Here is a 21808-nt window from a genome sequence, read left to right on the forward strand (position 1 = left end):
GTCAGCGGCCTTGGAAACGGGGATCGCGCTTCTCGGCGAAGGCGGCGACACCTTCGGCGACGTCGTCGGTCCCCGCGACCTGCTCGACGAGCAGCGCCTCGGCGTGAAACGCCGCGGTGCGGTCGACGTCGAGGGCCTGATTGAGCATCGCTTTCGCGGCGGCGAGGGCGCGCGTCGGCCCGTTCGCGAGGCGCGCCGCCCAGTCGAGGGCCAGCGCGTCGAGCGCGGCGCGGTCGGCGACGACCTCGTTCACCAGGCCGATGCGATGCGCCTCGGCGGCCGAGAGTTCCTCGCCGAACAGGATGAGCCGCTTGGCGACGTTGAAGGGAACCTTGCGGGTGAGCAGGTAGGCGGCCCCGCCGTCGGGAGCGAGGCCACGCCGCACGAAGAGCTCAATGAGTCGAGCACTCTCCACCGCGATGACGAGGTCGCACGCCAGCACCATGCTGGCGCCGACGCCCGCGGCGACGCCGTTGAGTGCGCAGATCACCGGTTTGTCGCAGTCGAGCAGCGCGGCCACCACCGCTTGGGATCCGGTGCGCAGGATCCGCGCCGCGTCACCCGCGATGCGGTCCTGGCTGGGGCGCATGTTCGGGTCGCGCAGGTTGGGCCCGGTGCAGAAGTGCCGATCACCACTGGCCGTGAACACCACGGCGCGGATCTCAGGATCGCTCGAGGCGGCGGCGAGGTTGTCGATGAGGTCGCGCTGCATCGCGCGCGTGACCGAGTTTCCGACCTCGGGTCGGTCCAGCACGAGCCACCGCACGCCGCCCTCCGTGCGGGCCGCCAGTCCGGTGCTCACAGCGCGATGGGCACGCTGGCCGGTCCGCGGACCGAGTTGGTGTGGACGTAGGTCACGTTGGCCTCGTCGACCGTCCAGTCGGGGAACCGTTTGAGGGTCTCCTCCAGCGCCACCCTTGCCTCCAGCCGGGCCAGCGCCGCGCCGAGACAGAAGTGCGATCCGTGCCCGAAGCTGATGTGCCGGATGCCCGTTCGCGTCACGTCGAAGGTGTCGGGGCGCTCGTACTGCCGTTCATCCCGGCCCGCGGAGCCGGTGAGTAGCGCCACCTTCGACCCACGCGGGATGACCGTGTCGTGGTAGGTGATGTCGCGCAATGCGAACCGTCCCTGGATGGGAGAGGGCGCGTCGTAGCGGAGTAATTCTTCGACGGCGCCGCCGATCAGACCCGGATCCGCCAACAGCTTCGCCCGCTGATCGGGATTTCGGGCCAGCGTCAGTGCGGCCCAGCCCAGCAGCCGCGCGACGGTCTCGTTGCCGGCGACATTGACCATCGCGATGAAGACCAGCAACTCACCGTCATCCAGTCGGCGCGGATCGACATCGGGCACGACGAGGTCGGAGTCCATGAGATCGCTGACGATGTCGGCTCTGCGGTGCTGCCGTCGCAGTTCGATCTGCTGCCGGTAGTAGTCGAACAGGTTCGCCGAAGCCTCGTCGCCCGCGGCGCTGCGTTCGGGATTTCCCTCGTCGCGATGCACTTGTGCGTCCGACCACTCGCGCAGGTTGTCGTGGTCCTCCTCCGGGAAACCCAACAGCGAGCTGATCACCATCACGGGCAGCTTGGCCGAGAAGTCACGGACGAAGTCGAAGCCACCCGTGCCGACATACGGATCCAGATAACCCTGGCACAACTGGCGAATGTGCTCTTCGAGCTTGGCGATACGGCTGCGGAAGAACGTGCGATTGACCATCTTGCGCAGGTACGTGTGGTCCGGAGGGTCCATCATGATCATCGCCTTCGGCGCGCCCCACGGCTCGTCGGTGATCATGTCGAGCGTGATGCCGTGCTCCGATGACAGCGACTCCGTGTCCAGCGAGGCGGTCATGACATCGTCGAACCGGCTCAACGCGTAGAAGTCGTACTCCGCGTTGTAGTAGACCGGCGCCTCGTCTCGCATCCGCTTCCACACCGAGTACGGTTCGGCGTGGAGTGAACGGTCGAAGGGATCCCACCGCAACTCCGTCGTTGTCATCAGCACCGTCCTTCCACATGGAACACTATTACAGTAAATGTTCGATTGCACTACCATGCGCTAGCATCCACACATCCGATCAATCAATGCCCCAGGAGGACAGCCAGGTGGAAACGCGCGAGCTCGACCACGTCGTATACGAAAAGGACGGAGCGATCGCGCGCATCATCCTCAACAACCCCGATCGCGCCAACGCCCAGACGTCCGAAATGGTGCACAGCGTCAACACCGCCCTCGATGATGCCCAGTACGACTACGACATCAAGGTCGTCATTATCAAGGCCAACGGCAAAGGATTCTGCTCGGGCCACGTGCCCGACGGTAGCTATCCGGAGTTCAAGGCCGAACTCGACGCCTCGGGCAAGGTGTGGCGCTCGGCGGCACAGCTGTTCCTGTGGCCGGTGCTGAAGTTGTGGGAGTTCCCGAAACCCGTCATCTCCCAGGTACACGGGTACGCCATCGGAGGCGGCACCACATGGGCGCTCATCCCCGAGATCACCGTCTGCAGCGACGACGCGTGGTTCCAGATGCCGCTTGTTCCGGGCTTCGGGCTGCCGGGTTCGGAGACGATGTTCGAGCCGTGGGTGTTCATGAATTACAAGCGGGCCGCCGAATACCTCTACACCGCTCAGAAGATCACCGCCGAGCAGGCGCTCGAATTCGGTCTGGTGAACCGGGTCGTGCCTCGCGATCGGCTGGAAGCCGAGGTCGAAGAGCTCGCCGCGCGGATCGCGAAGGCACCGTTGATCACCCTGCAGGCGACCAAGGCCGGCATCCTGCGCGCGTGGGAGAACATGGGCTTCCGCACCCACCAGCAGGCCAGCAACGACCTGCAGGCAGTCGTGACCGGATCCAAAGAATTTCAGGCTTACGTGGCGGAGTTGATGAAGAAGTCGGCCAAGCCCTCTGACCGAGTCTGACCGTGCCGCTCAGCCCGATCGTGCGTTTCGGCGGCGGCCCGCATGTCGACCGGCTGCGAGCCGAGCTGCGCTCGTGGCTGGACGAGCATCTGCCCGACGAGTTCCGGCGCACTGCAGCCAATCCCGACTACCTACCCCGCGACAGCCACGACCGCGCCGTCCAGTTCTGCCAAGCTCTGCACCAGCGGGGGTGGTTTGTGCCGCAGTGGCCGGTGGAATTCGGCGGCGGCGGACTCGGCGTGGTCGAGCAGGTGGTCATTCGCGAGGAGCTGGCCTACGCGGGCGCACCGATGGTCAACACCAACGGCGTCAACATGCTCGCCCCCGTTTTGTTCCGGTTCGGGACCCGTGAGCAACAGGAGGAGCATCTACCGAAAATCGCTCGTTCCGAACGTATGTGGGCACAGGGGTACTCCGAACCCGAAGCTGGATCCGATCTCGCGGCCCTGCGTATGACGGCCCGCAGGGACGGCGACGACTACATCCTCGACGGACAGAAGACGTGGACCAGCAACGGCGTTCTGGCCGACTGGATCTTCGTGTTGGCTCGCACGGCACCCCTCGGAGCCAAACGTCAGGCCGGAATCTCCTTCTTCCTCGTGGATCTCGATACTCCCGGAATCACTCGTAGGCCGATCCGCTCCATGACGGGCTACCCGACATTCGCCGAGGAGTTCTTCGACGGCGTCCGGGTCCCCGCGGCGAACCTCGTCGGCGAGGAGGGTGAGGGCTGGCAGGTCGCGAAGGCCCTGCTCGTCGCGGAGCGGTCCAATGTGACCAGGGCCGCCCAGGCCCAGCGCTACCTCGACGAATTGGTCGACTGGTGCCGTTGTCAGCGCGGCTCCTCACACGATCCCCTTGCCGACCCTGTCACCAGGCTCGCGCTTGCGCGAGCTGTAGAGCGAGTCGAGGTCGGACGCGCGCTGTCCTATCGGGTCGCCCATCAGCAGGCCGCCGGCCAGCTTGATTCTGCGCTGCCGTCGCTGTCGAAGCTGTACCACTCCGAACTCACCGCTGAGCTGCGCCAGCTGGGCTTGACGATTCTTGGCCCGGCCGGGGCCTTGCTCCCCGAGGATCCCGACGCGCTGCTCCACGGCCACTTTTCCGAGGGTCTCCTGCTGTCGCTGCTCCATACGATCGGCGGTGGAACCAGTGAAATTCAGCGTGACCTGATTTCGACTGCAGGCCTGGGACTTCCGCGCTAACCGAACTGCGCGCGTCCTATGGAGGCCGCCGAGCGCTGCTGCGCGACCGTGGCCACCGCAAGTTCCAGCGGGTGAAAGGACGCCAGCGCAACGGCCTCGACGGACGCGATGAGCCGCTTGGTCAGCTCACAGGCACCGGCATCGGCTTCCGCGAGCTCACGGGCGATCGCGACGGCGTCATCGACGGCCGCCCCCTGCTCCGCCAGATCTGTGACCAGACCCAGCCGATGGGCGTCGTCAGCGGGTAATCGGTTGCCGCGCAACAATAGCGACGATGCTCGGTGCCTCCCCAACTGCTGGGTCAACCGCCAGGCGAGGCCGCCATCGGGCACCACCGCACGGGCGACGAACGGCGCGGAGAAAAAGGCGTCCCGAGCCGCAACCACCAGGTCACACGACAGCGCAAGACTCCAACCCAGACCGACGGCGGCCCCCTCGACCGCCGCGATCGTGGGCGCGGGGATCTCGCGAAGTTGCGCCATCACCTGTTGCGCGTGCTCGACGCGCCCCGCCGGCCCCATCGGTCCGTCGCCGTGGGCCGGTCCCGTCTTCAGATCACCGCCGGCGCTGAAAAAGCCGCCATTGCCGGCCAGCACGACGCCGCGGGCGTCGTGGACCTCGGCGAGTACGGCTGACAATTCCGTCCAGGACTCGTAACGCAGCGAGTTCCGCTGTGCCGGGCGGTTCAGCAGAATCAGCGCGATACCGTCCCGGTCCTTGAGCAGGACCAGCGGTTCGTCGGAGGCGGTGGACACTAGCGGTTGAGGAACTGGTCGATGGCCGCGCGGTGCTCCGGCGTGGTGAAGCACTCCGTTTCCGCAGAGATCCCGAACTCGAGAATGGCCGTCACCGCCCGTTCAGCGTGCAGGTTGAGCGTGCGTTTGGTGTCCTGCACCGCGCGCGCCGGCAGCGCCGCGAGCCGGTGTGCGAGCGCGAGACCTTCGGCCTTGATGTCGGCGTGGGGCACCACCCGGTTGGCAAGACCTAACTCGACCGCCTTGTCGGCCCTGATCTTCTCCCCCAGTAGCAGGTACTCCTTGGCTTTCAGCAGGCTCATCAACAGCGGCCAAAGCACCGATCCCCCGTCGCCTGCCACCAGGCCGCTGGCGACATGGGTATCGGCGAAGAATGAGCGGTCCGACATCAAGACGATGTCGCACAGCACGGCGATGCTGCACCCAAATCCGACGGCGGGCCCGTTTACGGCGGCCACGATCGGCAGCGGAAAGTCGATCATGTCGCGCACGATGCGCCGAGCATCGCGCATCCCCTCGCGGCGGGTTACCGGATTCTCGACGTGGGTGTGCAACCACTCGACGAGATCGCCTCCAGCGGAGAAGAAGTCACCCGTTCCGGTCAGCAGGACCGCTCGGGCATCGGCAACCTCCCCCAGCGTGGTCCACAGTCGGGCGAATGCACCATGCATGCGGTTGTTGACCGCGTTGGCGTTGCCGGGGTTGTTGAGGGTGACGATTCGAACGGGGCCATCCGCGGCGACGAGTATCTCGTCGCATCCGGTGATCTCAGCGGTGCCCTGCGGAAGGTCGGTCATCGCATCGCACACCCGCCAATCGGTCACTGATGATGTTCTCGGCGTCCGCAACAATGCGGTGGACGACCTCACCGGCCGAGGGAATGTCGTCGATCAATCCCATCGCGGTGCCGATCCACCAGATACCGGCTTCGAGGTCGCCAGTCTCGTAAACCTTCACGCCGCGCTTGCCGGCGACCAGATGCGCGATGTCCTCGAATTGTCCACCCTTGTTGAGGATTTCGACGACTTCACGCGAGATGGTGTTGCTCGCCACCCGTCCGGTGTTCCGCAGCGTCCGGAAGATCAATTCCGTGCCCAGTTCATTACCGGCGACGATGGCCTCCTTCACCCTCTGATGAATCGGCGACTCGACCGTGCACATGAATCGCGAGCCCATATTGATGCCATCCGCACCGAGTGCGAGCGCCGCGACCAGGCCACGCCCGTCAGCGAAGCCCCCGGAGGCGATCATCGGAATCTCGATCTCCTTGGCGGCGGCGGGAATGAGCACCAGGCCGGGGATGTCGTCCTCCCCCGGGTGACCCGCGCACTCGAATCCGTCGATGCTGATGCCGTCGACACCGAGGCTCTGCGCCTTGACCGCGTGACGCACCGAGGTGCACTTGTGCAGCACCTTGATGCCGTTGTCGTGGAAGATCGGCAGGTGCGGACCAGGGTTGGAACCGGCCGTCTCGACGATCTTGATGCCCGCGTCGACAATCACCTGGCGGTACTCCTCGTACGGCGGCGGGTTGATTGTCGGCAGGATGGTCAGGTTGACGCCGAACGGCTTGTCGGTGAGGTCCCTCGCCCGCGCAATCTCGTTGGCCAGATCAGCGGGAGTCGGCTGTGTCAGCGCCGTGATGAGTCCTAACCCGCCTGCTTCCGACACCGCTGCGGCGAGCTCAGCCCTGCCCACCCACTGCATGCCGCCCTGGACGATGGGTGCCTCGATACCGAAGGATTCGGTGAACTTGGTGGTTATCAAGGGTTGTTCGGTCCTTTCACGAGTCCCTCGGCGCCCAGGCGGGCCTGCGGGTGGAGACGAACGCGTCGCGCTCGGATGTGGTAGGCCAGTCGGGCGGCCGCTTCTGGAGGAACGCCGTGAACGCCTCGATCTGCTCGGCGGTACCCATCGAGGCCCAGTATCCCGAGACATCGACTGGCGGAAGCGCGCGCGACATCTCGCGTTTCATCGCCGCGCGGGCGGCCGGCCCTGTGTTGCGCACTCGGTCCAGTAACGCTGCGGTCTGCGCCTCTAGCTCGTCGTGTGGAACGACCTTGCCCACCAGCCCGAGCCGCTCGGCTTCTCCTGCATCGATCCAATCGTTGCCGTAGATCAGGTGATTGGCGCGCAACGTGCCAATTCGTTGAGGTATGCGCGCGGCGATGAAAGCCTCGTATACCCCGCGGGTGAGATCAGGTATGCGTAGCCGCGCCTGATCCGATGCAATGACCAGGTCTGCGTATAGCGTCATGACGAGTCCGCCGCCGAGCGCGAGACCGTTCACGGCGCATACGACGATCTTGGGGATCTTGCCGAGCGTCTCGAACGGCGTCGCGTCGTAGGCCTCGGTGAACGAATCCCACCGCCGATCGGGATTGCCGACGGCGTTCATGTCGCCGCCCGCGCAGAAGACGTCATCCGCGCCGGTGATCACCAGGAAATTCAGTGCGGGTTCGTCGGCCACGATCATCGCGGCACGCTTGATCCCGTGATATCCGTCCGCGGTCAACGCGTTTCGTTTCTCCGGGCGATCGATCGTCACGGTCAGCGTGTCGCCGTCGATGGCGGCAGACAGCTCCGCAGCCGCGAGGTCGACACGAGCGGGGAGGCCCGTCATGAAATGACCAGCATCATTCGTCATGAAATGACGGCCATCATTCGTCATGAAATGACGGCGACGAGGGCGCCGATGTCGTAGGTCCCGCCCTCCGATACCTTCCAGGACACCGTCCCCGACGCGGGCGCCTCGATGTCCATCTCCACTTTGTCGGTGGCAATGGAGTACAACGGCTCACCCTCGCTGACCGTCGCACCCTCCTCGACGAAGAACTCGGTCACCTCGGCTTCGGTGATCGCGTCGCCGGGCTTGGGAATCCGAACCTCCGTCATGCGATCCTCCTGATGGCGTCGACAAGCGCAGCGGCACTGGGACGGCACGCGGCCTCCAGCGTGGCCGCCCGAGGCACCGGGGTATAGGTCCCGGCGACACGTTGAATCGGTGCACTCAGCGCACCGAAGAGTTCTGTTCCGACTGATGCCGCGATCTCGGCACCCGGACCGCAGAAGCCGACCGATTCGTGCGCCACGACCAGACGCGTCGTCTTGCGCACCGAGGCGAGCACCGTCGCCATGTCGAGCGGCACCAACGTCCGCAAGTCCACGATCTCGACGGAAATACCGTCGGCGGCAAGCTCGTCGGCTGCCTGCAGGGCGGCGTGAACCATCACGCCGTAGGTGACCACCGAAACGTCGGATCCCTCGCGCTTCACATCTGCCTGACCGAGCGGGATCGCGTAGTCCGCCACGGGAACAGGGCCCTTGCCGCCGCCGTAATACAACTTCATGGACTCGATGAACAGACACGGGTCGTCGTCGGCGAGGCACGTGTTGAGCAGTCCCACCGCATCGGCGGCGGTACTCGGCCACACCACCTTCAAACCCGGAGTGTGCATGGCCCACGCCTCGAACGCCTGCGAATGTTGCGCTCCCGCAGCCATTCCCACCATCGTGCGGATCACCAACGGCGCACTCGTGCGCCCACCGGACATGTACCGCACTTTTGCGGCGTGGTTGGCGATCTGATCCATTGCCACCCCGAGGAAGTCCATGAACATCAGCTCGGCCACCGGCCGCAGTCCGCCGAGCGACGCGCCGATCGCAGCCCCGATGATCGAAGACTCGGCGATAGGCGTGTCGAGAACGCGATCCTCGCCGTACTTCGCGGACAGCCCGGCGGTGACCTTGAACATGCCGCCACCGGAGGGGTCGCCGATATCCTCGCCCAGCAACACGATCGTGTCGTCCGCAGCCATCGCCCGGTCCAGGGTGCGGTTCACCGCCTGCACGAGACCGAGTTCTTCGGTGTCGCCGCCGGGCATCTCGACGCGCGAATGACCCTCGGAAGTTATCTCAGACCCGTTGTCGGAGAACACATCCCGCTTGAGTTCGTCGATTCCCGGCGGCGACGACGCCACCGCCGCGGTGAACGCGTCATCCAGCTCAGCGGACACATCCGCGTCGACGGTGTCGAGATCAGTAACGCTGGCGAGACCCTCGTCGATCAAGCGACGGCGGTAGCGGTCGAACGGCGGGTCAGCCCGCTTCGCAGCCAGTTCGTCCTGATCTGCGTATCCCATCGCGTCACCGAAATAGTGACCCTGCAGTCGGTACGCGACGGCCTCGACGAATGTCGGTCCGTCGCCGGCTCTGGCCCGATCAGCGGCTACGGCGACGGCCTCGTACACCGCGTGCGGGTCGGTGCCGTCGACCGTGACACCCGGCATGCCGTAACCGGCGGCGCGATCTGATAGCCGATCGGAGCGGGTATACCGGCTGTAGGCCGTTCCTTCGGCCCAGGAGTTGTTCTGACAGAAGAAAATCACCGGAAGGCGCCATACCGCGGCCATGTTCATGGCCTCGTGGACGTATCCGATGCTGGTGGCGCCATCGCCGAAGCTCACCAGGACCACCTGACCGGAGTGTCGCCGCGTTGCGGCCAGGGCGATGCCGTTCGCGATGAGCGGACCCGCACCCACGATGCCGGTGGTCCATGCGACTCCGTGTTCGGGATCGTAGATTCCCATCGCGCCGGCTTTGCCTCTCGACAATCCGGCCTCGCGGCCCAGGATTTCGGCGAAGTATCCGCGTAGGTCGATGCCCTTGGCGAGGACGTCGCCCAGTCCGCGGTAGGTCGTCACGAGCTGGTCGCCGTCCGCCAGTGCAAGCATGGCGCCCGCCGACATCGCTTCGTGACCGTCGACCGGCCAGTAACTCATGGCTGCCTCGCCCGAGGACAGCGCCTTGCGGACGCGTTTGTCGCCGTGGTGGACCTTGCTCATCAATCGGTACAGCGCCAGTGCGCGTTCCCCCGTCGGCGATGACGGTTCGGTGTCCAACTGGGTTGACATCAACACTCCTCGACGGTCTGGCGGCTCAGTCTACAATAGAACGTATTCTGTTCAATCGTTCCGCGCGTTGACCTTTTCCAACTCTGCCGCGAACAGCATGCGATCGAAGTAACACCGCTCCAGAATGAGGCCGTCACCATCGAACCCGAACAGGTTGATGCTCAACATATCGACGGGCGTGCCGGGGCAAGTGGTCCTGGTCTCGACGATCAACCCGTCGGCCGAGTGGAACACCTGCTCGGCGACATAGTGCATCCTTGGCAGCTGCTCCCACTGCGTCAGGATCATCTGCCGCACCGCCGCATCGCCGTCGTAAACCATGGCGGTGGGGACGATCTCGTAGCGAGGATGGGCGAACGTGGCCATGATCGCCTCGAGGTCGCGATCGTTCTCCCCTGCGACATGCCGGAGCACCAGCGCCTCGCGGCGACGGTACAGATCCGCGGCCGCGCTCACGCGGACTCGAACGCCGGCAGGTTCCGACCATCCGGGAGCGGTGTCCACGCCAGGCGGACGACTGCTCCGACTGCAGGCGGCGGCCCGAATACATTGGACATGATTCGTACACCCTCCTCGAGGTCCACCAGCACCACCGAATAGGGCACCTTGTCGGCGAGCGCGGGCAGCGCAGGCCGGTGATGCACGCTCACCGCATACAACACACCCCTTCCCGACAACCGCTCCCAGCGCAGCTCGTCGTGCCCGCAGTGGGGGCACGCGAAGCGCGGATACCACACCAGGCGGGCACACCCGGCGCAGCGCTGCATGTGTAGTTCACGTTCACGAGTCGCGGCCCAGAAGGGCGCGGACACCGCAGAGGGCTCGGGCACCGGGATGCCGGAGTCGGTCGCGGTCACAGGGTCGCCTCCGTTCCGAGGATCACGGTCGAGGTGGCCGACAGAACACCGCCCGTGCCATGCGCCAGCGCCACGTTCGCATCCGCGACTTGGCGGTCCTCGCCCTCGCCGCGCAACTGCCGTGTCGCCTCGACCAGCAAGAAGGCGCCGAATGCGCCGGGGTGGGTGTACGCGAGGCCACCGCCGGTCGTCTGGCCGGGCAGCGCACCACCTGGCGCGAGTGCGCCACTACCGGCGAACGGACCACCCTCACCCTTCTTGCAGAACCCGAGGTCCTCCAGGGCCAACAGCACAGTGATGGTGAACGAGTCGTAGAGCTGCACGACGTCGACGTCGTCGGGCGTCAGCCCGGCAATGGCGAAGGCCGCGGGACCCGAAACCGCGCCCGGTGTGACCGTGAGGTCGGGCATCTGGGAGATCATCGCATGTGATGCGGCGGATGCGGCCCCGAGCACGTAAACCGGAGGTTTCGCCAGCGACTTTGCTTTCTCAGCGCTGGTCACCACGATCGCCCCGGCCCCGTCGGTGACCAGACAGCATTCGAGCTTGTGCATCGGCTCGGCCAGGAATCCGGAGCTCAGGACATCCTCGACAGTGATCGCGTCGCGCAGGTGGGCTCGCGGATTGCGGGTGGCCCACGTTCTGGTGTCGACGGCGATCTGCGCGAGTTGTTTGGGCGTGGTGCCGAATTGGGCCATGTGCCGGTTGGCCGCCAGCGCGTAGGCGCTGATCGGCAGCATCACCCCGAACGGCGTTTCCCACTCGAGGCGTTCCGGGGTGGCGAATACGCCCAGGCCCTTCTCCCCCCGCTTGCGCGCAGCGCGCGGCGTGGACGCGTACACGATCACGACGGTTTCGGCCTGTCCCGCCGCGATTGCCGCGGCGGCATGCTCGACGTAGAGCCCGTAGCTCGCGCCGCCGGTCTGTGTGGCATCGGTGAATCGCGGTGCAATGCCGAGGTATTCGGCCAGTTCGACCGAGTGCATGAGCGTTCCGCCGGTGCACGTGCACAAACCGTCGACGTCGCGCAGGGTCAGCCCGGCATCGGCGAGTGCCGATCGGATAACGCGAGCCTCCAGCTCACGCAGCGGGACGTCGATGACCCCATCCGGTGACACCTCGTCGGCAACGCCGACCACGGCCGCCGTCCCTCTCACGCTCGTCACGCCCTGACCTCCTCGTCGAACAACTCGCGCAGCCCGGGTTGACTGACCTTGAGTGATGGCGTGCGCGGGAGTTCGTCGACCACGATCAGGCGCGCGGGCACCTGGTATCGAGTCACCCGCTCGCGCAGGAACCCCAGCAGTTCGTCGGCGTCGGCCGAGGCGCCGGCGCTCAGTTCGACCGCCGCCACCGGGACGGCGCCGAGACGATCGTCGGGCAGACCGGTGACTCCGGCGTCGCGAACCGCTGGGTGTCGGCGCAGCGCCTCGACGATATCGCCGGGCGTCACTTTGAATCCACCGCGGATGATCACGTCGTCGGTGCGCCCCTCGACGTAGAGGAACCCGTCGGGGTCGATGCGCCCGAGGTCGGTGGTGCGCACCCATTCACCGCCGCCGGTACGCACCTCGATTCGACCCTGCTCATCCGGCACGAGCACCCGGCCGTCGTCGAGGGACGCGATACGGACTTCACGTCCGCGCTGAGGTCTGCCGACACTGCCGCGCTTGGACGCCGCCCACTGTCGATGGAGTTCGAGGTTCCAGCCGGCGACACCGCCCGCGAATTCAGTGGCGCCGTAGGACGGAAGCACTGCGACGCCGAAGCGCCGCTCGAAGGCTTCCTGGACAGCGACCGGTAGGTGCGCAGTACCCGACGTCACCACCTGGACGCTCGCGAACACGCCAGGATCGACGTCGGCGTCGAGGACCATCGCCAGCGCCGACGGAACGAGGCTCACCGCCCGCGGCTGGTGTCGCTGGACCAGGTCGATAAAGTCGGCCACTCGGAACCGCTCGAGCAGGGCGATCTTGCGACCCTCGCAGATGTTCAGCAGCGTGCGGAACAACCCGGACATGTGCACGAGCGGGGAACTCACGATGGCGACGCCCGACCGCAGCCGAGGCGCGCTGTCGCTGGCGGCCGAGTAGTGCGCACCCGCTGCAGCGACCGTGTTGCCGAAAGCGTCATACGACAGCGGAATTCGCTTCGGCGGCCCGGTGGTCCCACTGGTCAGCATCTCCACTGCGATGCCGTCGGGCTCGATTCGAAAGGGACCCGGCCCAGGCACCTCGAAGCCCGGACGCAGCGCGACCGTGGGTGGAGCATGACCCACCACGAGGCCCAGCGCACCCACCGCTGCATCGGTGAACCCCGTTCGCTTCCAATCGGCCTCCAGAGCCACGACGGCAGCGAGGTTGAGATCGGCGACGTCGGCTGCCAGACCCGTGTCCCCGTGCGAGGCGTTGATCGTCACGACCGTCGCACCTGCAAGCAGTACCCCGATCAGTGCGCCCACCATGGCCGGCTGATTGCGCAGCACCAGACCGATAGGCGCACCAGGGCCCAAACCGGCCGCGGCGAGCCGCTGTTCGACGCCGGTGGCGATCGTGTTCAACGCCGCCCAGTCCGTCCAGACGCCGTCGGATTCGATGGCGGGGGCCGCCGGATCGAGCGAGAGGACGGTTCGGAGGCGTTCGGCGAGTTGGTCGCTCAAGCCGGTGCTGCCACGAGTCCGGCCGCCGCCGGGATCACTTCTTGGGAGAAGAGCTTCATCGACTCGTACACCTTGGTCCGGTCCATCGCGCCGCCGCGCGACATGCGCAGCATGATGTTGCGCCACCCCATGTCGATGACCGTCTGCATCTTGCCGATGATGCGGTCCGGGTCCCCCATCAGTGTCAGGTGGGAGTTGAGTACCTGCTCGTAGCTCTGCTTGTCGTGCTTTTCGAACCAGTCGGAGTAGGCCTTGTAATCCGCGGGGATCTCGGCGCCGCGCTCGAACGGGTTCGAGTACGCGCGATGCCGCTCGATGGACAGCTCTACGCTTTCACGCGGATACGTGCGAGCGAACGCGTCGTCGGTGTGGCAGAACGCATTCAACAGCGCCCACACGTTCTCGGTGGCCGCGTCGAGCCCCTTCTTGGCCTGCGTCTCCAGATAGATGTCGAGGGCGCCCTGCAGGTCGGGGTCGACCGTGTACGGATTGCCGATGATGGCACCGAACCCCTTGTCTGCCAACCATTCGAAGCTTGACGGCGTCTTCATCACCGTGCCCCACACCGGAACCGGTTGCTGCACCGGCCGCGGGTAGATCGTGACGTCCTCGATCTGGAAGTACTTGCCCTGGTAACTCACGTTCTCCTGGGTGAGGAGCAGGTTCACGATCTCCAGGCACTCCTGGTAGCGACCCGTCGCCTCGTCCATCGGGATGCCAAAGCCCTTGAACTCGTGTGCCTGATACCCGCGACCGAACCCGGCGTCGAAGCGACCGCCCGACAAGACATCCACCATGGCAATACGTTCCGCGAGCTGGATCGGGTCGTGGAACGGGCTGACCATGCACGCCGTGCCGATGCGGATGCGCTCGGTCTGCGCCGCGATGGCAGCGGCGACCAGAGGCAGATCGGCCAGCATGCCGTACGGCGAGAAGTGGTGCTCGGCGAGCCACACCTCGTCATAGCCCAGTTCCTCAGCCCAGCGCGCCTCCTCGAGCACGTTGGCGAACACCTCTTGGTCGGTCAGGTGGTTGGGCTTGTCGCCGAGGATGAAGACACCGAACTTCATGTCGATCGCTCCTAGAAACTAGTTGCAGTTACTGCGACTATATTGCACGATCGAACATATATCGTCAATCCGTTCAATACGAGGACTTGGGAGGTTGCGTTGACTCTGACCGCGCACGCCGTGGGCACCACGCTCGATCCGACGACATTCGCGTGGACGGAGACCGACGTCATCCTCTACGCCCTGGGTGTGGGCGCTCGCCCGCCCGCCGAACTCCGACTGCTGGACGAGGCAGGCGGGCCTGCCGTGCTCCCCACCTTCGCGCTTCTCGCCAACTGGTGGGCGGTGAAAGACCTGCGTGCGGTGCTGAGCCTCGGGTCGTATCCGATCGTGCACGGCGGACAGTCGGTCACCGTGTCCCGCCCGCTTCGGCCGCGCGGCGAGGTCGCGGTCACCGGGGAGGTGACCGCGGTGTGGGATAAAGGCAAGCACGCCTCGATCGAGGTGACGACGCGGGGTTCCGACGACGATGGTGAGCTGTTCGTCGCCGTCGGGCAGACGATGGTGCTGGGCGGAGGCGGCTTCGGTGGCGACCGCGGGCCCGCCACGCCGGAGGATCCCAACGGGGTCGCCGACGTCGTCGTCGATGACGAGGTGCGGCCCGAACAAGCGGCGATCTACCGCCTCAGCGGTGATCGCAACCCGCTGCACATCAACCCGGCCGCGGCACGCAAGGCCGGCTTCGACGACGTGTTCCTCCACGGCCTGTGCACGTTCGGCTTCGCCGCCCGCGCGCTGGTGAACGGCGTCGGAGGGGGCGATCCCGACGCGCTGGGCTCGATCAGCTGCCGCTTCGCGAAACCCGTCACTCTGGGGAAACCGCTGCGTACGGAAATATGGCGCGAGGGAGAACGAGTGCGATTCCGCACCAGCCAGGGCCCCGTCGTCGCACTGTCGGCGGGCACCGCGACGCTGCGAGGATGATCCCCGTGGACCAGCGCAGAGCACGAGGCCAACGCAATCGGCAGGCCCTGATAGCCGCGGCCATCGAGCTGTTCGACGGCAACGGCTACGAAGCCACCACCGTGGAGCAGATCTCCGCGCTCGCCGGGGTCGCGCCGCGGACGTTCTTCCATCACTTCGCGGCGAAGGAAGACATCTTGTTCGACGGATACGCCGAGCGCCTCGACGAGGCCACGCGCCGATTTCGCGCGTCGACGTCGAGTTCCCTGTGGCGAGCGTTGGCTGACGCCTCGGCCGCGGTGGCGGAAGCGATCAGCACACAGCCCGAGATGTTCCTGGTGCGGGCACAGCTCTACTCCCGCCATCCCGCGCTACGCGCCACCCGCCTTCGCATCAACGACGACTGGATCGACCAGATGACGAACGAGGTGGCCCTCCGTCTCGGGGCCGACCCGGACACCGACCTCCGACCGCGACTCGCGGTCAGCGTCGTCAACGGCGCCAACCGCGCCGCAATCGACACCTGGGTGGCAACCAACGGCAGCGGTGATCTTGTCGCGTCGATGGCGCAGGCGATCGACCTCCTCCGCCCGTCGATCACCAGGATCGAGCGTCTCATCCGCGCCGAAAGGGACCGCCGTGTCGGATGAGCGCAACCTCGCCGTCGTGACCGGCGGCGCGCGGGGCATCGGTGAGGCCATCGTCGCCGAACTCGTCGCGGCGAACTACCGCGTCGCCGTCGTCGACGTGAATGCCAAGGCCATCGCGCGAACGCGCGACACCGACTTCGCGCGCGCTGGCTCCGTAGTGCCGGTCGAGTTGTCGATCACCGACCGCGCCGCAGTGGAGAACGAGCTCTCACGACTGGCCGGCGAGTTCGGACCGATCAGCGCATTGGTCAACAACGCCGGAATGACACTGCCCGCAACATTTCTCGACCAGAAAGATGATGACTGGGACCGCATCGTGGCGGTCAACCTCACCGGCACATTCATCATGGCCCAGGTCGCGGCCCGCCAGATGGTCGACGCAGGCAGTGGAGCGATAGTGAACATCAGCTCGGTGTCCGCACACGGCGTGCGGACCGGCCCGCCCGCATATGCCGCGGCGAAGGCCGGTGTCGAAGGCCTCAGCCGCCTGATGGCTGTTCAGCTCGGGCCCCTCGGCGTGCGGGTGAACACCGTGGTGGTGGGTACGACCGCGACACCGTGGCTGCTGTCAAAGAAGTCCGAAGCCGAACTCAACACCATGCGCGAGTCCACCTTGACCGGGGCGATCGGCGATCCCGACGACATCGCCAAGACCGTCGCGTTCCTGTGCTCGGATGCGGCCAAACACGTCACCGGGCAGCTGATCTCGGTCTCGGGCGGGCAATGGATGCCATGACCGGACCTCACAGTACGATGAAACACTTCCTGATAATGTGTTCAACGCGCAGTCGAGGAAGGGTTTCGGAGTGGAACTAGAACGGATTCTGTTCGACGTCAGTGACCACGTCGCCACAATCACCATCAACCGGCCCGAGCGGCTCAACGCCACCGACGACCTCACCCGAAGCGAGTTGGGCTGGGCATGGGGTCAGGTCCGCGACGACCCCGAGATTCGTGTAGCCATCATCACCGGGGCCGGGGACCGCGCGTTCAGCGCCGGACAGGATATCCGGGCCACCGCGGCAAGCGGCATCCGCAACAAGGTGCCGGGCTCGCGACTGCACCACAACGTCTGGAAGCCCGTCATCTGCGCACTCAACGGCATGGTGGTCGGCGGCGGACTGCACCAGGTCGCCGACTCCGACCTGATCATCGCGGCCGACCACGCGGAGTTGATCGACACACATCTCAAGGTGGGCAACGTTTTCGCCCTGGAACCGGCGGTGCTGCTACGCCGCATGCCAATTTCGATGGTGATGCAGTTGGCGCTGATGACCAAGGAGGGCAGGATCAGCGCCCAACGCGGATACGAGATCGGGCTCATCAACGAGGTCGTGCCTGGCGATCGGCTGCAGGCCCGCGCCCGCGAGATCGCACTCACTATCGCGACGCTGTCGCCGGCGACGACGCAAGCATCCATCAAGGCGATGTGGACGAGCCTGGACGTCGGTCTGCACGCAGCCAACGACGTCGCCTACCGCTACGTGCTGCAGCACCAGATGACTCATCCCGACTACCGCGAGGGAATGGTCGCGTTCGCCGAGAAACGCGAACCGCAGTGGGTCATCGAATGACGTCTTCGGTGGGCTCGGCTGCACGCACGTTCGAATACGGGCCGCTTCCCTACGAACCGACCATGCCCGCCGTGCTCGCGTCGGTGGTTGCCGAGCACGGCCGCTCGGATCTCGTCGTCACATGTCTCGACGACGGCTCCGTCGAGCGGATCACCTACGCCCAAGCCGATGCCGACTCCGCGGCCATGTCGGCGCGGCTGATCAACGCCGGAATCACAAAGGGGCTCAGGGTCGGCATCCTCGCCCCGAACGGTCCCGAATTCGTCGTCGCGTTCCTCGCCGTCACCAGAATCGGCGCAGTTGCGTTACCGCTCAACACCTTTCTGCAGCCAGCCGAACTGGCGTGGGTGCTCCGCGACGCGGACGTGCACACCGTGCTGTCGGTGCAGTCGATCCTCGGCAAGGACATGCTCTCTCGCTTGACCGCTGCCGCCGACGGGATGGATGTGCCACTGCGGTCCGGAGCGCTCCCCCAGCTGCGCAACGTGCTGCCGCTCGGACCCGTCACTGCGGAATGGCCCGTCGAGTGGCCCGAGCCGGCCACTCCAGAATTTCTCGCTGCGTGCGAGCAGACCGTGCGCCCCACCGATGACCTGCTGGTCATCTACACCTCAGGAAGCACGTCGCACCCCAAGGGCATCGTGCACACCCACGGCACCGCCATCACCCACTCTCGCTTCATCGCCGGAGAACACGGCTGGAACGCCGACGACAACATCTACGTGCCCATGGTGTTCTTTTGGGTAGCGGGCCTGGTGTTCGGCTTCCTTGGCCCCCTGCAACACGGCGCAACGGTTTTGACCGAGCACAAGTTCGAGGCCGGCCACACCCTTCGTCTACTAGAGCGTGAGAGAGCCACCTACACAACGGGTTTCCCGCACGTGGGACCCGCGCTTGTCAACCATCCGGACTTCGCGACGACAGATCTGTCCCGACTTCGGGAGGGCTATCAGCAAGTGCTGCTCAGCCCCGAACGACGCACACCCGATCCGTCATTGCGCGTCGCCCAACTCGGGATGACGGAGACATGCAGCAGCCATACCTGGTGGCCACCCCACGAGGAGGTGCCCGAAGCCAAGCGCGGCTCTCTCGGCGTATCCGCACCCGGCTACGAGCACAAGATCGTCAACGACGAAGGCGTCGAGGTACCCAACGGCGTGACGGGCGAGATCTGCGTCCGCGGAACGGCGTTGCTGCGCGGCATGATCGGCAAACATTGGTACGAGGTCGTCGACCGGGACGGGTGGCTTCACACCAAGGACGCCGGCTACCGCGACGACGACGGCCACCTGTACTTCGCTGGCCGTACCGACGAGATGATCAAGACGTCGGGCACCAACGTCGCCCCGATGGAGGTGGAAGCCGCCCTGCGGCATCTGCCCGAGGTTCGGGTCGCGTACGTCGTCGGCGTTCCCGACACCGAGCGCGGCGCCATCGTCAGTGCCGCGGTGGTGCTCAATGACGGCCACCACGCCACAGCAGATTCCCTTGTGGCCGCGTGCCGTGCGCGTCTCGCCGCGTACAAGGTGCCCAAGAGGTGGGCCATCCTCGCCGACGCGGAAGGGCTGCCCTACACCACCACCGACAAGATCGACAAACGCAGGCTGGCGGTCCTGATGGCAGAGGGCGCGCTGGGGTGAACCCCTCCGGCTCCGACGGCTTGGCCGCGCTGGCGGCGCGGCTCGATCGACTCGAGGCACTCGACGAGATCCGACAGCTAGCAGCGAAATACGCAGTGGCGCTGGACATGCGCGATCTCGATTCGCTGGTGAACCTTTTTGTCGAGGACGTACGGGTTCCGGGTCGGCTGCGCGGGCGCGAAGCACTGCGCCGCTGGTACGACGTCGAGCTGCGCCACGACCTGCTCGGCAGCGCACACGGTGTACTCGGCCATGTCATCGATGTGCACGACACCACCCACGCAACGGGACTTGTCTACTCCCGCAACGACCTGGAAACCGCGACGGTGTGGGTCATTGAGCTGCTCGCCTACCTCGACTCCTACGAGCGCCGCGATGGTCGATGGTTCTTCGTCCAGCGCAAACCGCTGTTCTGGTACGAAAGCGATGTCCGCGATCCGCCCGTCGGTCCGCACAAGATGCGATGGCCAGGCACGACGGCGCACGATGGCGCTTTTCACGAGAGCTTTCCCAGCTGGGACGCGTTCCGCAGCGCCGACCCAGGCCGGTTCGATGCCCCTGTCCCGCCACCCGCCGACATCGGGGACTGGATTCGCACCCTGCGGCGCGACGGTGCTCTGCCGAGGGGCAGTTCCACCGGACGCGCCGCCGACGACCCGAGGAACCTTTCGAGATGACCGTTCAATCCGACGCGTTCACCGACAGCGACGAGCAGCGGGAGTTCCGCTCCGCAGTGCGCGCCTTCTTTGCGCACCACTGCCCTGAGAACGAGGTCCGACGGGTCATGGAATCGACCGACGGATACGACCCCGCCGCGTGGCGAGCGATGGCCGACCAACTCAATCTGCAGGGACTGGCAATTCCCGAGGAGTACGGCGGGGAGGGCTTCAGCTACCGCGAGCTGGCCCTGGTCCTCGAGGAGATGGGGGCGGCCCTGCTTCCGGGGCCGTTCTTCGCCTCAGCAGTGCTTGCTGCCGGCGTGTTGGTGGCCTCCGACGACGAACCCGCCAAGCGGCAGCACCTGCCAGGAATCGCCAACGCCGACACGATTGCCACGCTCGCCATCACCGAACGCAATGGCACGTGGTCTGTCGACGCACCAGATGCCATCGCAACGCGGGCGCACGGCGGCTCCGACGGTTGGACCCTCAGTGGCACCAAACACTATGTGCTCGACGGTGTTCTCGCGGATCTGGTCCTCGTCGTCGCACGCACGGACGCCGACGTCGGCGTGTTCATCGTGGAGGACGTGACAACTCTCGAACGTCGGCCGCAGGCGACATTGGACCCGACCCGTCGTCAGGCCGTTATCAAACTCTCCTCGACTCCCGCATCGCGCCTGGATATCACTGCGGCCGGAATAGAGCACGCTCTCTCACGGGCTGCGGCCGCTCTGGCCAATGAGCAGGTGGGCGGAGCCCAGCGTTGTTTGGACCAGGCCGTCGGCTACGCCAAGGTACGTCATCAGTTCGGCAAGCCGATCGGATCGTTCCAAGCGATCAGACACAGGTGCGCGGACCTGATGCTCGACATCGAATGTGCCCGCGGCGCGGCGCAGTACGCCGCCTACGCCGTCGACACGTTTCCGGCGGAGTTCCCGGCGGCCGCGGCCCTGGCCAAGGCACATTGTTCGGAGGTCTACGCCCGCGCCGCGGCGGCCAACATTCAGTTGCACGGGGGAATCGGCTTCACGTGGGAGCATCCCGCGCACATGTACTTCAAGCGGGCGAAGTCCTCGTCTCTGCTGCTCGGCGACGCCGATCATCACCGTCGTCTTCTCGCCGACCGGGTGGGCATCTAGGTGCCTAGAAGTCGGTTCCGCCGTCGATGTTGATGACCGCGCCGGTCATGTAGGCCGCCCGGTCGCTGAGCAGGAACGCCACCAGTTCGCCTGCCTCGTGGGGGAATCCGCCTCGTCCGAGCGCAACCCGCATATTCCAATCCGGGTTACTCGACAGATGCGTGTAGATGGCATCCGCCAGGGGCACACCGTACTGTTCTGCCCGCTTCTCGCGGATGTGATCGTTGGTCTCGGTGTCGAAGAGCCCCGGACACATGACATTCACCCGGATCCCGTCAGGTCCGTGAGTCTTCGCCAGGATCTTCGACAGCGTCAGGACTGCGGCCTTCAGCGCGTTGTAGGGCGGAATCAGTATCTTCGGCGCACGCACCGAGTACGCGGCAGTGTTGACAATGGTCCCTCCGCCATTGCGCTGCAGATGCGGAATGATCGCTCGGCACGACCGGACCGTGGCCATCAGGATGATTTGGTAGTACCAGTCCCACGAGTCGTCGCCATGTTCGACGAACGGCCCCTGCTGTTTCATCGGACCCGCCGTCACCGCAAGCCCGCGCAGTGGTCCCAATTCGTCGGCTGCTCGGTCGATCGCTCGGTCGACCCCGTCACCGGGCGCCGCTGCGTCGACACCGATACCCACCGCATGTACCCCGTAGGTGTCGCTGAGTAGCTTCGCCCGCTCGACCGCTCGCCGCTCATCACGCGCCAGCAGCGCGACGTTCGCACCATCGCCTGCAAGCTGATGAGCCGCGCCGAATCCCATCCCGGTGGTGCCACCGACCAACACGAAATTCCGACCGCTGACTCCGAGGTCCACGGCCTCAAGCTGTCACATCTAACACCTAGGCGCAATATGTGTCACTGTTCAT

General features: G+C 65.8%; 23 protein-coding genes and 1 pseudogene. 9 read left to right on the forward strand and 15 right to left on the reverse strand.

What is annotated here, in order from left to right; all coding sequences use genetic code 11:
* Position 1 precedes the first annotated feature (1 nt).
* On the reverse strand, positions 2 to 802 hold the full coding sequence (locus AWC12_RS18675) for an enoyl-CoA hydratase/isomerase family protein (protein ID WP_234814082.1): 801 nt from the start codon (positions 800 to 802) through the stop codon (positions 2 to 4).
* Positions 799 to 1995 (reverse strand): cytochrome P450, encoded by a 1197-nt coding sequence (locus AWC12_RS18680; RefSeq protein ID WP_085176248.1) that lies wholly within the window; start codon positions 1993 to 1995, stop codon positions 799 to 801. The genes AWC12_RS18675 and AWC12_RS18680 overlap by 4 nt, the downstream gene beginning before the upstream one ends.
* Positions 1996 to 2081: 86 nt before the next feature.
* Between AWC12_RS18680 and AWC12_RS18685 the strand changes: the two genes are divergently transcribed.
* A complete protein-coding gene (locus AWC12_RS18685) occupies positions 2082 to 2915 on the forward strand; it encodes an enoyl-CoA hydratase/isomerase family protein (RefSeq protein WP_085176183.1) in 834 nt (277 codons plus the stop codon).
* A 2-nt stretch (positions 2916 to 2917) separates the two neighbouring features.
* On the forward strand, positions 2918 to 4120 hold the full coding sequence (locus AWC12_RS18690) for an acyl-CoA dehydrogenase family protein (RefSeq protein WP_085176185.1): 1203 nt from the start codon (positions 2918 to 2920) through the stop codon (positions 4118 to 4120).
* On the opposite strand, the gene AWC12_RS18695 is transcribed toward AWC12_RS18690, so the two are convergent.
* The 12 genes and pseudogenes from AWC12_RS18695 to AWC12_RS18745 all read right to left on the reverse strand — a co-directional run bounded on the left by AWC12_RS18695 (position 4117) and on the right by AWC12_RS18745 (position 14374).
* Positions 4117 to 4875, reverse strand: coding sequence for an enoyl-CoA hydratase/isomerase family protein (locus AWC12_RS18695; protein WP_085176187.1), 759 nt, complete (start codon positions 4873 to 4875; stop codon positions 4117 to 4119). The two genes, AWC12_RS18690 and AWC12_RS18695, sit on opposite strands and share 4 nt — an antisense overlap.
* Complete coding sequence (locus AWC12_RS18700; RefSeq protein WP_085176188.1) at positions 4875 to 5672, reverse strand: enoyl-CoA hydratase/isomerase family protein; 798 nt, start codon at positions 5670 to 5672, stop codon at positions 4875 to 4877. The genes AWC12_RS18695 and AWC12_RS18700 overlap by 1 nt, the downstream gene beginning before the upstream one ends.
* Complete coding sequence (locus AWC12_RS18705) at positions 5644 to 6642, reverse strand: NAD(P)H-dependent flavin oxidoreductase (protein ID WP_085176190.1); 999 nt, start codon at positions 6640 to 6642, stop codon at positions 5644 to 5646. The genes AWC12_RS18700 and AWC12_RS18705 overlap by 29 nt, the downstream gene beginning before the upstream one ends.
* A gap of 16 nt (positions 6643 to 6658) precedes the next feature.
* Entirely contained in the window at positions 6659 to 7522 is an 864-nt protein-coding gene (locus AWC12_RS18710; protein WP_234814083.1) for an enoyl-CoA hydratase/isomerase family protein, read from the reverse strand.
* Between the two features lie 20 nt (positions 7523 to 7542).
* Positions 7543 to 7770: a biotin/lipoyl-containing protein gene (locus AWC12_RS18715; protein ID WP_085176192.1), complete on the reverse strand. Its 228-nt coding sequence runs from the start codon at positions 7768 to 7770 to the stop codon at positions 7543 to 7545.
* Complete coding sequence (locus AWC12_RS32045) at positions 7767 to 8759, reverse strand: alpha-ketoacid dehydrogenase subunit beta (RefSeq protein WP_420087726.1); 993 nt, start codon at positions 8757 to 8759, stop codon at positions 7767 to 7769. The genes AWC12_RS18715 and AWC12_RS32045 overlap by 4 nt, the downstream gene beginning before the upstream one ends.
* A gap of 96 nt (positions 8760 to 8855) precedes the next feature.
* Positions 8856 to 9788: pseudogene (locus tag AWC12_RS32050) on the reverse strand (thiamine pyrophosphate-dependent dehydrogenase E1 component subunit alpha); the annotation flags it as partial.
* A 51-nt stretch (positions 9789 to 9839) separates the two neighbouring features.
* Positions 9840 to 10244: a nuclear transport factor 2 family protein gene (locus AWC12_RS18725; protein ID WP_234814084.1), complete on the reverse strand. Its 405-nt coding sequence runs from the start codon at positions 10242 to 10244 to the stop codon at positions 9840 to 9842.
* The gene (locus AWC12_RS18730; RefSeq protein WP_234814085.1) at positions 10241 to 10645 is read right to left on the reverse strand and encodes a Zn-ribbon domain-containing OB-fold protein; all 405 of its coding nucleotides are present in this window, start codon (positions 10643 to 10645) and stop codon (positions 10241 to 10243) included. Before AWC12_RS18730 ends, AWC12_RS18725 begins: the two co-directional genes overlap by 4 nt.
* Positions 10642 to 11811 carry an acetyl-CoA acetyltransferase gene (locus AWC12_RS18735; protein ID WP_110808684.1) on the reverse strand — a complete coding sequence of 390 codons (1170 nt, stop codon included), beginning with the start codon at positions 11809 to 11811 and terminating at the stop codon, positions 10642 to 10644. Before AWC12_RS18735 ends, AWC12_RS18730 begins: the two co-directional genes overlap by 4 nt.
* Positions 11808 to 13304, reverse strand: a complete 1497-nt coding sequence (locus AWC12_RS18740) for a class I adenylate-forming enzyme family protein (RefSeq protein ID WP_085176198.1) — start codon at positions 13302 to 13304, stop codon at positions 11808 to 11810. The genes AWC12_RS18735 and AWC12_RS18740 overlap by 4 nt, the downstream gene beginning before the upstream one ends.
* Entirely contained in the window at positions 13301 to 14374 is a 1074-nt protein-coding gene (locus tag AWC12_RS18745; RefSeq protein WP_085176200.1) for an LLM class flavin-dependent oxidoreductase, read from the reverse strand. Before AWC12_RS18745 ends, AWC12_RS18740 begins: the two co-directional genes overlap by 4 nt.
* Positions 14375 to 14473: 99 nt before the next feature.
* On the opposite strand from AWC12_RS18745, the gene AWC12_RS18750 reads away from it, so the two are divergent.
* The 7 genes from AWC12_RS18750 (at position 14474) to AWC12_RS18780 (ending at position 20942) form a co-directional block, all read left to right on the forward strand.
* Positions 14474 to 15298: a MaoC/PaaZ C-terminal domain-containing protein gene (locus tag AWC12_RS18750; RefSeq protein WP_133057355.1), complete on the forward strand. Its 825-nt coding sequence runs from the start codon at positions 14474 to 14476 to the stop codon at positions 15296 to 15298.
* Complete coding sequence (locus AWC12_RS18755; RefSeq protein WP_234814086.1) at positions 15295 to 15927, forward strand: TetR/AcrR family transcriptional regulator; 633 nt, start codon at positions 15295 to 15297, stop codon at positions 15925 to 15927. Before AWC12_RS18750 ends, AWC12_RS18755 begins: the two co-directional genes overlap by 4 nt.
* Positions 15917 to 16663 carry an SDR family NAD(P)-dependent oxidoreductase gene (locus AWC12_RS18760; RefSeq protein WP_085176204.1) on the forward strand — a complete coding sequence of 249 codons (747 nt, stop codon included), beginning with the start codon at positions 15917 to 15919 and terminating at the stop codon, positions 16661 to 16663. The genes AWC12_RS18755 and AWC12_RS18760 overlap by 11 nt, the downstream gene beginning before the upstream one ends.
* A gap of 70 nt (positions 16664 to 16733) precedes the next feature.
* Positions 16734 to 17501, forward strand: coding sequence for an enoyl-CoA hydratase-related protein (locus AWC12_RS18765; RefSeq protein WP_085176259.1), 768 nt, complete (start codon positions 16734 to 16736; stop codon positions 17499 to 17501).
* Complete coding sequence (locus AWC12_RS18770) at positions 17498 to 19141, forward strand: class I adenylate-forming enzyme family protein (RefSeq protein ID WP_085176206.1); 1644 nt, start codon at positions 17498 to 17500, stop codon at positions 19139 to 19141. Before AWC12_RS18765 ends, AWC12_RS18770 begins: the two co-directional genes overlap by 4 nt.
* Entirely contained in the window at positions 19138 to 19818 is a 681-nt protein-coding gene (locus tag AWC12_RS18775) for a nuclear transport factor 2 family protein (protein ID WP_207576456.1), read from the forward strand. Before AWC12_RS18770 ends, AWC12_RS18775 begins: the two co-directional genes overlap by 4 nt.
* Positions 19815 to 20942 carry an acyl-CoA dehydrogenase family protein gene (locus tag AWC12_RS18780; protein WP_085176208.1) on the forward strand — a complete coding sequence of 376 codons (1128 nt, stop codon included), beginning with the start codon at positions 19815 to 19817 and terminating at the stop codon, positions 20940 to 20942. Before AWC12_RS18775 ends, AWC12_RS18780 begins: the two co-directional genes overlap by 4 nt.
* 4 nt (positions 20943 to 20946) lie before the next feature.
* Here AWC12_RS18780 and AWC12_RS18785 read toward each other — a convergent pair whose 3' ends face one another.
* A complete protein-coding gene (locus tag AWC12_RS18785; protein WP_085176210.1) occupies positions 20947 to 21756 on the reverse strand; it encodes an SDR family NAD(P)-dependent oxidoreductase in 810 nt (269 codons plus the stop codon).
* Positions 21757 to 21808: the final 52 nt, after the last annotated feature.

Origin of the sequence: Mycolicibacterium iranicum (assembly GCF_002101705.1) — a bacterium.
In the GTDB taxonomy this organism is placed as follows: domain Bacteria; phylum Actinomycetota; class Actinomycetes; order Mycobacteriales; family Mycobacteriaceae; genus Mycobacterium; species Mycobacterium iranicum.

Excerpts from the sequence above, each read along its gene's own strand:
- AWC12_RS18770 (WP_085176206.1), top strand. The coding sequence starts at position 17,498 with ATGACGTCTTCGGTGGGCTCGGCTGCACGCACGTTCGAATACGGGCCG.
- AWC12_RS18685 (WP_085176183.1), top strand. The coding sequence starts at position 2,082 with ATGCCCCAGGAGGACAGCCAGGTGGAAACGCGCGAGCTCGACCACGTC.
- AWC12_RS18755 (WP_234814086.1), top strand. The coding sequence starts at position 15,295 with ATGATCCCCGTGGACCAGCGCAGAGCACGAGGCCAACGCAATCGGCAG.
- AWC12_RS18700 (WP_085176188.1), bottom strand. The coding sequence starts at position 5,672 with ATGACCGACCTTCCGCAGGGCACCGCTGAGATCACCGGATGCGACGAG.
- AWC12_RS18745 (WP_085176200.1), bottom strand. The coding sequence starts at position 14,374 with ATGAAGTTCGGTGTCTTCATCCTCGGCGACAAGCCCAACCACCTGACC.
- AWC12_RS18715 (WP_085176192.1), bottom strand. The coding sequence starts at position 7,770 with ATGACGGAGGTTCGGATTCCCAAGCCCGGCGACGCGATCACCGAAGCC.
- AWC12_RS18680 (WP_085176248.1), bottom strand. The coding sequence starts at position 1,995 with ATGACAACGACGGAGTTGCGGTGGGATCCCTTCGACCGTTCACTCCAC.
- AWC12_RS18710 (WP_234814083.1), bottom strand. The coding sequence starts at position 7,522 with ATGACGAATGATGCTGGTCATTTCATGACGGGCCTCCCCGCTCGTGTC.
- AWC12_RS18780 (WP_085176208.1), top strand. The coding sequence starts at position 19,815 with ATGACCGTTCAATCCGACGCGTTCACCGACAGCGACGAGCAGCGGGAG.
- AWC12_RS32045 (WP_420087726.1), bottom strand. The coding sequence starts at position 8,759 with ATGCCCGGCGGCGACACCGAAGAACTCGGTCTCGTGCAGGCGGTGAAC.